This window comes from Acidovorax sp. Leaf191, from assembly GCF_001424425.1.
In the GTDB taxonomy this organism is placed as follows: Bacteria; Pseudomonadota; Gammaproteobacteria; order Burkholderiales; family Burkholderiaceae_C; genus Acidovorax.
Map to the genome: position 1 here is coordinate 1 of NZ_LMPT01000008.1, position 12,100 is coordinate 12,100.

At 70.2% G+C, this 12,100-nt stretch carries 8 protein-coding genes; 4 read left to right on the plus strand and 4 right to left on the minus strand.

Annotation, left to right across the window (positions count from 1 at the left end; all coding sequences use genetic code 11):
• The coding region (locus ASG27_RS26585) for a HAMP domain-containing protein (protein WP_156388132.1) at positions 1-907 on the minus strand (907 nt) is incomplete at its 3' end.
• A gap of 146 nt (positions 908-1,053) precedes the next feature.
• Between ASG27_RS26585 and ASG27_RS07540 the strand changes: the two genes are divergently transcribed.
• Together ASG27_RS07540 and ASG27_RS07545 are read left to right on the plus strand one after the other, a co-directional pair.
• Entirely contained in the window at positions 1,054-1,911 is an 858-nt protein-coding gene (locus tag ASG27_RS07540; protein ID WP_056161763.1) for a 3',5'-nucleoside bisphosphate phosphatase, read from the plus strand.
• 213 nt (positions 1,912-2,124) lie between these two features.
• A complete protein-coding gene (locus ASG27_RS07545; protein WP_056416419.1) occupies positions 2,125-2,760 on the plus strand; it encodes an L-threonylcarbamoyladenylate synthase in 636 nt (211 codons plus the stop codon).
• A gap of 179 nt (positions 2,761-2,939) precedes the next feature.
• Here the strand turns inward: ASG27_RS07545 and ASG27_RS07550 are convergent, their stop codons facing one another.
• Positions 2,940-4,118, minus strand: a complete 1,179-nt coding sequence (locus tag ASG27_RS07550; protein WP_056416423.1) for a methyl-accepting chemotaxis protein — start codon at positions 4,116-4,118, stop codon at positions 2,940-2,942.
• 220 nt (positions 4,119-4,338) lie between these two features.
• Between ASG27_RS07550 and ASG27_RS07555 the strand changes: the two genes are divergently transcribed.
• Both ASG27_RS07555 and ASG27_RS07560 read left to right on the plus strand, forming a co-directional pair.
• Positions 4,339-5,007: a site-2 protease family protein gene (locus ASG27_RS07555; RefSeq protein WP_056416426.1), complete on the plus strand. Its 669-nt coding sequence runs from the start codon at positions 4,339-4,341 to the stop codon at positions 5,005-5,007.
• A 32-nt stretch (positions 5,008-5,039) separates the two neighbouring features.
• Complete coding sequence (locus ASG27_RS07560) at positions 5,040-6,332, plus strand: tryptophan--tRNA ligase (RefSeq protein WP_056416430.1); 1,293 nt, start codon at positions 5,040-5,042, stop codon at positions 6,330-6,332.
• Positions 6,333-6,421: 89 nt separating this feature from the next.
• Here the strand turns inward: ASG27_RS07560 and ASG27_RS07565 are convergent, their stop codons facing one another.
• Entirely contained in the window at positions 6,422-9,820 is a 3,399-nt protein-coding gene (locus ASG27_RS07565; protein ID WP_082485882.1) for a FecR domain-containing protein, read from the minus strand.
• Between the two features lie 27 nt (positions 9,821-9,847).
• Positions 9,848-11,962, minus strand: a complete 2,115-nt coding sequence (locus ASG27_RS07570) for an adenylate/guanylate cyclase domain-containing protein (RefSeq protein WP_162240437.1) — start codon at positions 11,960-11,962, stop codon at positions 9,848-9,850.
• Between the last annotated feature and the right edge of the window lie 138 nt (positions 11,963-12,100).

Sequence of the window (12,100 nt, forward strand, 5' to 3'; positions counted from 1 at the left end):
CTGGCTGCAGGCGCATGACATCAAGATCATCTTCGGTGCGGGCCGACAGGTCGTGGTTGCCGTTGGCGATCTCCACCGATGCCGAGGACACGGAATTGACGCCCGTGCGCACCTCGCCCACCACGCCGCGCAAACGTTCGGACATGGCCGACAGCGCGCGGGTGAGCGTGCCGAGCTCGTCCTTGCGGTCGTCGTGGATGTTCTGGGTCAGGTCGCCCGCCGAGATCGCCTCGGCCAGCAGCACGGCACGGTCCAGCGGCCGCGTGACGGAGCGCACCAGGAGCGATGCCATCAGCATGCCCAGCAGCACCACGCCCACCGCCGCCGTGAGGCCGATCACCACCAGATTGCCCCGTGTGTCACGGGCGGCCTTCACGGCCTCGTCGCGCTGCAGTTGCTGCGCGGCCACGAATTTGTCGATGGACTCCAGGTACGCGACGGCCTTGGGCCGGTAGGTGCTGGCCAGGTACGCCTGTTTGGCGGCGGCATCGCCCGCGTCGGTCAGCTCCTTGAGCTTGTCGGTTTGGCCCCGGATGTCCGCGCGCGCGGCGGCCACGTTGGCCAGTGCGGCCTTGTCCGCTGCGGACACCGAGGTCTTGCCAATCTGCTCCTGCACTGGCGTGATGCGCGCCGTCAGCGCCGCCACGCGGGCATCGAAATCGGCTTTGAGGGCCTGGTCGGTGGTGACGAAGCTGGCCATCGACATGGTCACCGCCACCTCGGCCAGGCCCCGCCAGGTCACGGCGGTGGTGATCGCTTCCTCGTATTTGTCGACCGACTGCTCGGTGGCGGCGGAGACCTGTCGGCCGTACCACTGGGTCCACAGGGTGGTCACCAGCATCAGTGCCAGCAGACCGAGAACAACGCTCCACATCTTGTGGGCCACGCGCAGGTCGTTGAATTTCATGCTCACTCCTTGGCGCAGCGCGGATCATCGCGCTGCCGCTGCGGCGACGCCGAAGGCACCGGTGCGCAGCATGGGCCCATGCCCCTACTGGCAGTGTTGCTGGGTTCGGCAGCGCGCGTTATCGGTACAAGCCCTAAAATGAACCGGTGACAACCATTCTCAACGCCGACCTGCACTGCCATTCCGTTGTTTCCGATGGCACCCTCACGCCCGAAGACCTGGCCGCCCGCGCCAAGGCCAACGGGGTCGAGCTGTGGGCGTTGACCGACCATGACGAGATCGGCGGCCAGCACCGCGCCCTGGCCGCAGCGCGCGCCCAGGGCATGCCCTACCTCACGGGCGTCGAGATTTCCGTCACCTTTGCCGACACCACGGTGCACATCGTGGGCCTGGGGTTCGACCCCGACAACGCCCAGTTGGTCGACGGCCTGGCCGCCACGCGCGGCGGGCGCGGCGAACGCGCCAAGGACATGGCGGCCCAGCTGGCGCAGGTGGGCATCCACAACGCCTACGAGGGCGCCCTGCAGTTCGTGGGCAACCCCGCGCTGATCTCGCGCACGCACTTTGCCCGCTTTCTCGTGGAAACCGGCGTCTGCCGCGACACGCCCGAGGTCTTTCGCAAGTACCTGACCGAAGGCAAGCCCGGCTACGTGCCGCACCGCTGGGCAGCGCTGGGCGACGCCGTGCGCTGGATCACCGAGGCCGGTGGCATGGCGGTGATCGCCCACCCGGCCCGCTACAAGTTCAGCGCCAATGAAGAGTTCGCGCTGTTTTCCGAATTCAAGCAGCACGGCGGGCGCGGCGTGGAGGTGGTCACCGGCAGCCACAGCGCGCCCGAATACGTGACCTACGCCGCGATGGCCGAGGAGTTCGGCCTGGCCGCCTCGCGCGGCAGCGACTTCCACAGCCCCGACGAATCGCACACCGACCTGGGCACGCTGCCGATGCTGCCGGGCCAGCTGACCCCCGTGTGGGAGTTGCTGGCCGACAAAATCCAGCGATAGAACCCGCCCTGGCGCAGCCAGTCGCTGCGCGGCGCAGCCAGCCGCTGCGCGGCGCAGCGTGCACCACCGGCCGTCTGCAGCGTGGGGTACGCCCCGGTCGGCGGACCGAAGGGCCGAGACCGCACTGTGCGGTGCACTGGCCTCGACTGCAGCGGGTCGGCCGTTGCGCGCCGTGCACTTCGTATTTTTGTGAACCCTTGAGAGCGCCCCACCATGGCCCAGTATTTTGAAGCCCACCCCGACAATCCCCAGCCCCGCCTGCTCAAGCAGGCCGCCTTGCTGCTGCAAAAGGGCGGCATCGTGGCCGTACCCACGGACTCGAGCTACGCACTCGTCTGCCACCTGGACGACAAGGACGCGGTGGACCGCCTGCGCCGCATCCGCCAGGTGGACGACAAGCACCACCTCACGCTGCTGTGCCGCGACCTGTCCGAGCTGGCCAACTACGCCCGCGTGGACAACCGGCAGTACCGCCTGCTCAAGCTGGGCACGCCCGGCCCCTACACCTTCATCCTGGAAGCCACCAAGGAAGTGCCGCGCCGCGTGAGCCACCCCTCGCGCAAGACCATCGGCCTGCGCGTGCCCGACCGCAAGGGCCTGCAACTGCTGCTGGAGCTGCACGGCGCCCCGCTGCTGGCCACCACGCTGATCCCCGCGGGCGAAACCGAGCCCCTGAACGACCCGCAGGACATCCGCGCGCGCTACGAAAAACTGCTCGATGCCATCGTGGACGCCGGCGCCTGCCCCCTGGAGCCCACCACCGTGATCGACCTGACCCCCATGGGCACCGGCGGAGACCCCGAAGTCATCCGCGAAGGCCGCGGAAGTTTGCAGGCGCTGGGGTTGTAGAACCAAGGTCTCGGACCCTCCTCTGCGCCTGTGCAGACCGTGCTGAGCCTCAGAGTCCTTTTTTGGATTGCAGCGCCCAAAACTGGCGCGGCCCAAGGCCAGTGCCACCGTGGATCTGGCTCCGCCAGTCCAGGGGTGGCGTCCCCCTGAGGGGGAAGCCGCGCAGCGGCTCAGGGGGCCTACAACTTAAACGCGCCGACCGCCTGCTCCAGATCGCTGGCCTGTGCCGACAGCGCCGAGGCCGTGGCCACCGCGTTCTGCACCAGGGCCGCCGTCTCCTGCGTGGCACCGTCCATGTGCGATACGGCGGCGTTCACATGGCTGATGGCCTCGCTCTGCTCGCGCAGGGCCACCGAAATCTCGCCCAGCAGGGTGCTGACCTGGCCGACGGCAACCACGATCTCTTCCATGGTCTTGCCGGCCTTGCCCACCTGGCCCGCACCGCTTTCCACCTGCTCGACCGATGCGCTGATCAGCGCCTTGATCTCGCGCGCGGCCACCGCGCTGCGCTGCGCCAGGCTGCGCACTTCGCTGGCCACCACGGCAAAACCGCGGCCCTGCTCGCCCGCGCGGGCGGCTTCCACCGCTGCGTTCAAGGCGAGGATGTTGGTCTGGAAAGCGATGCCTTCGATCACCTGGATGATGTCCACGATCTTGCGCGAGCTGCCGCTGATGGCCTGCATGGTCTGCACCACCTCGCCCACCACGGAGCCGCCCTGCTCGGCGATGGCCGATGCCTTGACGGCCAGGCCGCTGGCCGAATGTGCGCGCTCGGCGTTCTGGCGCACGGTGGCGGTCAGTTCTTCCATGCTGGCGGCGGTTTCGGTCAGGGACGACACCTGGTCTTCGGCGCGGCGCGACAAATTGCTGTTGCCCCGGTCGATGTCGGCGGCCGATGCGGTGATGGAGTCGGTGCTTTGCTTGATGCGCGAGACCAGCTCGGTCAGGGTGTCCTCCATCGTGCCCATGCCGTCGAGCAGCCGCCCGAAGTCACCTTCGAGGTCGGAGCTGAACTCCTGGCTCAGGTCGCCCGACGCCACGGTCTCGGCGATCAGGATGGCCTGGTTGAGCGGGCTCACGATGCCGCTGCGCAGGGTCAGGAAGGCCACGAGCGACAGTGCGAACACCGCGATGCCGCCGCCCACGATCCACGAGCGTGCACCGGACAGGTGCTCGTGCGCCTGCGTGGACTTGGCGGCGCGCTCGCCGTCCGCGGCGGTGGACACTGCACTGCGGTAAGCGTCTTCAGCGCGGCTGATGCGCGACAAACCCATGCCCATGATCAACGCCATCAGCAGCGCTATGCCGCCAAAGGCCAGTACGAGGCGGGTTCCGATTTTGAGGTGATCCAGGGGCACGGGATGTCTCCGAAAGGGTGTTTTGTATGAGTATGGTCCGCAGCGCAACGAGAAACAGCACCCCAAACCTGCGATGCATTTTGTTACTCCGTACCACATGCTATCAACGATTGAGCGCGGAGGGTGTAACGCTGTCGCACAACCGCATCACCCTTCCTGCACGGCCTGGGCTTTCCCCTGGCCGCGTGGGCGTGTTGCGTGCGTCTGAGACAATCGACGGGTGGACATCTCCAATCTCATCCAAACCGTTCTGATCTACGCCCTGCCGGTGCTGTTTGCCATCACGGTGCACGAGGCAGCCCATGGCTACGCCGCGCGCCACTTCGGCGACAACACCGCGTACATGATGGGGCGCATCACGCTCAACCCGCTCAAGCACATCGATCCGGTCGGCACCATCCTGATGCCGCTGCTCCTGTACTTCGCGACCTCGGGCGCGTTCCTGTTCGGGTACGCCAAGCCGGTGCCAGTCAACTTCGGCAACCTGCGCAACCCCAAGCGGCACATGATCTGGGTGGCGCTGGCCGGGCCGGCGTCCAATTTCATCCAGGCCATCGGCTGGGCCGTGCTGCTGGTGGCGCTGGTGGGCTCGGGTGTGGACGAACGCTTCTTCATCGAGATGGCGCGCGCCGGCGTGCTGGTCAACCTGGTGATGTGGGCCTTCAACCTGTTTCCGCTGCCGCCGCTCGACGGCGGGCGCATCCTGGTGGGCCTGTTGCCCTGGAAGCAGGCGCACATGGTCTCGCGCATCGAGCCTTACGGCTTCTTCATCGTGCTGGCCCTGGTGGTGGCGGGTGTGGTGGGCGCGCTGTGGCTGCGCCCGCTGATGTCGGTGGGCTATACCGTCATCCAGTTTCTGCTCACCCCGCTCACAGCCCTGTTGCGTTGATTCTTCCCTCCCTTTTTGCTGACACCGTCCCCATGAGCACCACGCGTTTTCTCACCGGCATCACCACCACGGGCACGCCCCACCTGGGCAACTTCGTGGGCTCGATCCGCCCCTCGGTCGCGGCCAGCCTGTCGCCCAACGTGCAGAGCTTTTACTTCCTGGCCGACTACCATGCGCTGATCAAGTGCGAGGACCCGGTGCGCATCCAGCGCTCCACGCTGGAGATCGCGGCCAGCTGGCTGGCGGCGGGCCTGAACCCCGACCACGTCACCTTCTACCGCCAGTCCGACATCCCCGAGATTCCCGAGCTCAACTGGCTGCTGTCGTGCGTGACCGGCAAGGGGGTGCTCAATCGCGCCCATGCCTACAAGGCATCGCAGGACAAGAACCTCGCTGCCGGGCGCGAGGCCGACGACGGCGTGACGGCGGGCCTGTTCATGTACCCGGTGCTCATGGGCGCCGACATCCTGATGTTCAAGGCGCACAAGGTGCCCGTGGGCCGCGACCAGATCCAGCACATCGAGATGGCGCGCGACATGGCCGCGAGCTTCAACCACCTGTACGGCGAGCACTTCGTGCTGCCCGAAGCCGCCATCGACGACCATGTGGCCACGCTCCCCGGCCTGGACGGGCGCAAGATGAGCAAGAGCTACGACAACACCATCCCGCTGTTCAGCTCGCGCGACCAGCTCAAGAAGCTGATCGGCGGCATCCTGACCGACTCGCGCGCGCCCGGCGAGCCCAAGGAGGTGGACGGCTCGGCCCTGTTCCAGATCTACCAGGCCTTTGCCACGCCCGAAGAGACCGAGGCGCTGCGCAAGGCCTATGCCGACGGCATTGCCTGGGGCGACGCGAAGAGCACGCTGCTCGAACGCGTGGACCAGGTGATCGCACCCATGCGCGCGCAGTACGAGGAGCTGATCCACAACCCCGCCCGCATCGAAGCCACGCTGCTGGCCGGCGCCGAACGGGCCCGCGCCCTGGCCACGCCGTTCATCCGCGAGTTGCGCTCGGCCGTGGGCCTGCGCAGCCTGGCGCAGGCCACCACCGCAGCCAAGCCCGCCAAGGCAGCGAAGGCCGCCCTGCCCTCGTTCAAGCAGTACCGCGAAGCCGACGGCAAGTTCTACTTCAAGCTGGTGGATGCCGATGGCCGCCTGCTGCTGCAGAGCACCGGTTTCGATGCGCCCAAGGAGGCTGGCCAGGCCATCGCGCGGCTGCAGCGCGAAGGCCTGGGCGCGCTCGCGGGCCACATCGCGCCCGTGGAGGGCGTGGCCGATGCGCAGGTGTCCGCGGCGCTGGCCGCGCTGGCCGAAGCGGCGGCGTGAAGCCTCCGGCCTGCGCGGCCGGAGCGCTCACTTTTTGATAGCTGCTGGCGCTCGATGGACAAGCGCCAGCGGCCAAAAACACCCGACGTCTAGTCCCGATACCGCACGCGCATCCACAGCGTGGGCTTGTCCCGCCCGTCGAGCGGCGCCTGCACCGAGCCGATCAGCGACCACCGCCGGTCCGAAAGGTCCATGGAATGGGCCAGCGCCAGGCTCCAGCCCGGCGCCTCGCTGCGGCCATTGAGCACGGTGGTGAAGCGGGTGCTGCGGTACACCAGCGAGCCATAGGTGTAGTCGCGCCCGCCGTGCCGCCACACGTTGACCAGCACCAGCGTGTGCCGCGGGAACCCCGGCAGCGCGTTGCCCGGCACCCAGTCGCCCGTGTTGCGCGCCTGCGCCCAGGTGTAGCCCGCCAGCAGGCTCCAGCGCGGGGTCAGGATGCGATTGAGCGCCGCGCCCGCCTGCCGCAGCCGGCCCTTGTCGAACAGGGGGGTGCCGTTGTAGGCGTCCACGGCGGTCTCGGCGGTCTGGATCAGCGGGCCCAGCGACTCCACCCGCTCGCCCACCAACACGTTGGGCATGTACAGCAGGCTGCCGTCCGTGTACATGGCGTTGGCGATGGTCTGCTGCGACAGGCTGGCATAGCCGAAGGTGCGAGCGTCGATCTCCCAGTCCAGTTGCACGGCGCTCTTGCGCACCAGGCTTCCCGGCATCTGGTACTGGTGGTCGATGGGAATGGCGCCCACCGACACGGGTGCCAGCGTGTTGGCCGCCGGGGCATGCATGCTCTCGATGTAGGCCGCGTGCAGCGCGCGTCCGGGGCCGAAGCGGTACGACACGCCCAGGCGCGGCAACCAACGCCGGGGGTGGCCGCCCTGGTCCAGCACGGGCGCGCGCAGGTCCTCGCCGGAGGCTCCCGCCAACACGCGGGCGCGGTAGTGCATGTCAAAGCGCGGCCACGACGCCTGCGCATGCCAGGTCCACGGGCCGTGGGTGGTCTCGAGCGCGAGCCAAGGCATGTCGAAGCGCAGGTCGGAGTCCTCGCTGCGCGTGACCAGCGAGTACGCACGGTGGAAACCCAGGCGCACACGGCTGCGCTCCCAGCCCCCGCTCCAGCGCTGGGCGCCATGCTGCACCGTGTGGCGCAGCATGAGGCTGTCGGCCGTGTCGGCACTGCGCTCGTCGTATGCGCCGACCAGGGATTGCTGCAGCGCCTTGCTGTCGCCGTAGCTGGCGCGCCCGGCCTTGAACCAGGTCTGCTCGTCGGCCGACCAGCGCCACGCGCCGCCCACGTCCGAGCGCCGCGTGGGGCTGCGCGCCTGGGTGTTGAAGACGACGCCGTCGCTGTCGACCAGCCCGCCCGGCACGGCGTAGCGGGTGCGGTCCTCGAAGTGCAGCAGCAGCAGGCTGAGCCGGTCCGTGGGCTTGATGCCCACACCGATGCGCACGCCCGAGGACAGCAGCCGGTAGCTGCCGGTGCCGTCGCGCGGGTCCTGCTGCTGGCCTTCGATGCCGACGCGCCAGGCCACCGGCACGGGCGCTGCGGCCAGGCCCCGGTGGCCCAGGTCGGCCACGCCCGCATCGTGCACCGGGCCGCGCTGTGCGCTGGCGCCGGCCAGCCATTCGCTGCCCGTGGTGCGCAGCAAAGGGGGCTGCTTTTCGCTCGCGCCAAAGGCCAATGGGTCGGCCAGGTAGCCCTGGTAGAGCTCGGAGCTGCGGCTGAAGCTGCTCTCGTACCGGTTGGCCATGAAGAAGTGGCTGCCCGCCCACAGCGGGTAGTACGACTGCTGCGCATAGGCCCGTGCCCAGTGCTCCAGCCCGAAATCACCCAGCGCCTTGCCCAGGTTGGCCGAGCCCTGGCTGTCCGATGCCAGCGGGTTCAGCGACTTGAGGTACGGCAGCAGCACCAGCGCCTGGCGCGCGGCGGCAATCGCGGCCTCGGGCTGGCCGCTGTCGTTGCGCAGGATGGATTCGATCTGCCAGGGCAGCGGGTCGTGGGGGTCGGCCCGCCGAGCCCGGTCCAGCGAGTCGAAGGCCGCGGCCAGCTCGCCCAGCCGGTACTCGGCCACGGCCAGCCACACCTGGGCGCGGGCATAGCGGGGCTCGATCACCAGCGCCTTGAGCAGTTGCGTGCGCGCGGCGTCGGCATCGCCCTGCTGCAGCGCCAGCAGGCCGGCACCGGCCAGGCTGGTGTAGTCGTCGCCCGCCAAGGCCAGGGCGGCATCAAAGCCAGTGTGCGCGTCGGCCAGCCGCAGCGCCTCGGTGTCCGCCGTGGCCTGCTCCGCGCGGTAGACCGGGTGGTCGGGTGCCAGCGCCACGGCCCGCGCCAGGGTGGTGCGGGCGGCATGCAGGTCGCCCCGCTCCTGCTGTGCACGGCCCAGGCCCCACAGCGCCGCCGCTTGCTGCGCGTCGCCCTGCGCGCGGTCTGCCGCCTGCCGGTACAGGGCCAGGGCGGCATCACCCTGGCCGTCCAGGCGGTGCCAGTCGGCATCGGCCAGCAGCAGCTCCACCGCGTCGGGTGAGGTGGCCCGGGTCTCGGCGATCCAGGCGCGGGCCACCTCGCCCCGGTCCAGCGCCATGAGCAACTCGGCCCGGCGTGCCGCGGTGCGCGGGTCGCGCAGGCGCTGCCACGCGGCTGCGAGCCGCGCCTGGGCGGCTTGCAGTTCGCCGTCAAACACCTCAAGGTCGGCCAGGACCAGTTCGACCACCGCGCCCCCTTCGCCGCGCGCCGACAGCGCCAGCAACCGGTCGCGGGCACGCGACCACTGGCCGCCGCGCAGGTCGGCGCGCACGGCCTGCAGGGGCCCAGCGAGGCCGGGTGCCGCGAACTCGGCCCAGCGCGTGGCATCGCCCGGGTACGCCGCCACCCACTGCACCCGTTCACGCGGCTGTACCAGCAGCCGCTTGACGGGGGCCTGGCCAGGCTCCACGTAGCCCTGCTCGGCAGGGCCCAGTTGCACGCTGCCCTGCGCGTTGCTCAGCTCCACCAGGCCCGAGAGCACGGTGAGCGTGGTACGGCCCTGGGCATCCACCTGGACGTCCCAGTCGGTGCCGCGCACCACGGCCAGGGCTGCAGGGGTCTGCAGCTGCAGCGATGCGGGGGTCTTCTTGGTGCGGGCCCACAGGCGGCCCGCGGCCAGCTCCAGCACCGTGCGCGCGGGCTGCGATTCGCACAGGCGCACCTGCGCCTGGGCCGCCATGCGGATCTGCGTGCGGTCGGCCAGCAGCAGCGCGGCCGATGACAGCGCCAGCGTGCGCACGTCGGCCCCGCTGCCCAGTTGCTGCGCCAGCACGGCGGGCGACCAGGGCTCCACGCCCGGGGCACGCGTCTGCCCCTGCCCGGCCAGGGCGACGATCTGCGCGGCGGCAACACCGGGCACCGCGGCCACGCCAGCGCACTGGGCCCAGGCAGAGGGGCCTGCGAGGCCTGCCAGTGCGGCGACGGCCAGGCCCAAAGGGGTCATCGAGACGCGGCGGTGTGTTCGCATGGGACGGGCCTTTCTTGACACGGAGCTTCAGGACTCAGGACTTGTCGAGCGCGCGGGCCCCCGCCCCCATGTCGGTGTCGGTGTCGGTGTCGGTGTCGGTGTCGGTGTCGGTGTCGGTGACGGTGACGGGGACGAGGACGGGGACGGGGACGGGGGCAGGCCGGCGTCGCCCGCCTTCACGCCGCCGCCCTGGGCCCGCGCCGGCGGCGGGTCTTGCACCCACATCGCAATCCGCTCGCGCCACTGCGCGGCGTGCGCAACCCACTGCGGCGCGTGCTGCCTGGCCTGCGCCTGCCACTGCGCGCAGCACTCCAGCGCACCGTTCCCATCACCGGCCAGCACCTGGCGGTGCAGCGCCAAGCTGATCTGCGCCAGCGCGGCGTCGTCGCACGGGGTGTAGACATCGATGCCCGCGCTGCGCCCGGCCAGCACCACGGTGTCCAGCCACAGCAGGTGCCGCAGCGCGGCGCTGTCCGGGGGAAGTGCCGCGCGCGTGGCAGCCGACAGCAGGATGCCGGTGCCAAAGGCCTTGTTCGCACCTTCCAGCCGCGCGGCGGTGTTCACCGCGTCGCCCACCGCGGTGTAGGTGAAACGTTGGTGCGAGCCCAGGTGCCCCACTGCCGCCTCGCCCGTGTGCAGGCCGATGCGCAACCGCACCTCGCCGAACGGCGTGCCCTGCCACGCGGCACGCAGGGCCAGCATCTCGGCCTGCATGGCCTGCGCGCACGCCAGCGCGCGCTCGGCGTGGTCGGGCTCGGGCAAGGGTGCATTCCAGAAAGCCATGACGGCATCGCCGATGAACTTGTCGAGCGTGCCGCCATGCTGGTGCACGCAGTGCGTCATGCGCGAGAAATAGGCATTGAGCGCATGCGCCACGGACTCGGGCGGCAGGTGCTCGCTGGCAGCGGTGAAGCCCGCCAAATCCGAGAACAGCAGCGTGAGCACGCGGCGCTCGCCCTGCACGGCCACGCTGGCCGCGCCCGCAGCGGCCAGCGCGTCCACCACCGCAGGCGGCACATAGCGTGCAAAGTCGCCGCGCAACTGCTCGCGGCGGCGGTGCTCGCGCCAGTAGCTGCCGGCCGCCCCCACGTTCAGGTGCAGCAGCAGGCCGGCCAGCGTGGGCAGCGCGCTCCACCACACACCCAGCAGGTACGCCCAGAAGGTGCCGATCAACGCCAGCAGCGATAGCGCCACGGTGAGCCAGCTTGCGCGCCAGCCGCTCCAGCGGCGTGTGCCCCACGCGGCGAATGCCACGGCCAGCAGCGCCTGCAGCGCAGGCCCCCCCGGGTGCGCGGGCACGATCCAGTCGCCCGTGAGGCCGTTGATGAGGGCCGTGGCATGCACGAACACACCGGACTGCGTGCCCCCGCCCAGCACCCGCTGCGGTGTCGTGAACTGGTCCACCCCGCCCACCGGCGTGTTCTGGCCGAGCAGCACCAGCCGGCCCTGCAGCGCGCCGGCCGGCAAGCGGCTGCCAGGCGCCAGGGCCTGGCTGTAGTGGGCGTAGGGCAGCGCCACTTCGGGCGCGTAGTGGCGCATCAGCGCACCCGGCGGCGGCGCAGTGACAGGGCGCCCGGCAGCGTGCGCCAGCACGCGCCAGAACGCATCGCTGCCCAGGGGCGCGCGGCGCAGCACGCCATCGTCGTCCACCGCCACCCCCACGCTGCCGTGCGGCGCCTGGGTGAAGATGGGTTGCAGGGTCTGCCGGTACTGCGCCACCTGCGAGCTTTGTACCGCCACCTCGGCGCTGGCCAGCACCACGGGCATGCGGCCCTGCAGCGCGCGGGCCAGGGCGGCGTCGTCCGCGGGGGACTGCGGCTCTGCCAGCAGCAGGTCCACCCCGACCGCGGCCACGCCTGCGGTGGCCAGCGCGTCCAGCAACTGGGCGTGCAGGCGGCGCGGCAACGGCGGCGACTGCTGCAATTCGGCCAGGCTGGGCTCGTCGATCCCCACCACCAGTACGCCAGCGTCCGGGCGCACCGGCGCGGTCAGGCTGTTGAGCAGGTCGTACTCGAGCCGCTCCAGGGGCGTCCACACGGGCAGCAGGTGCAGCAGTGCCAGCAGCACCAGCGCAGCCAGCACCCGCAGCGCCCAGGACTGCCACGCATCCTTCGACCCGTCCGGTATCCGACTGGTTGCCATCCCCTGCCCCTCTTCACGCGATGGAATGCGATGCTTTTGTGCCCGATTGCGTGTAACACACTGTATCTCCCATGGCCCGTTCTGCACACGGTAGACACCCTGAGAGGCGCACCGCATGCGGCGCGCGTGCCATGGCGT

Coding starts and splice junctions, on each gene's coding strand:
- ASG27_RS07565 (WP_082485882.1), bottom strand. CDS start 9,820: ATGCGAACACACCGCCGCGTCTCGATGACCCCTTTGGGCCTGGCCGTC.
- ASG27_RS07545 (WP_056416419.1), top strand. CDS start 2,125: ATGGCCCAGTATTTTGAAGCCCACCCCGACAATCCCCAGCCCCGCCTG.
- ASG27_RS07560 (WP_056416430.1), top strand. CDS start 5,040: ATGAGCACCACGCGTTTTCTCACCGGCATCACCACCACGGGCACGCCC.
- ASG27_RS07570 (WP_162240437.1), bottom strand. CDS start 11,962: ATGGCAACCAGTCGGATACCGGACGGGTCGAAGGATGCGTGGCAGTCC.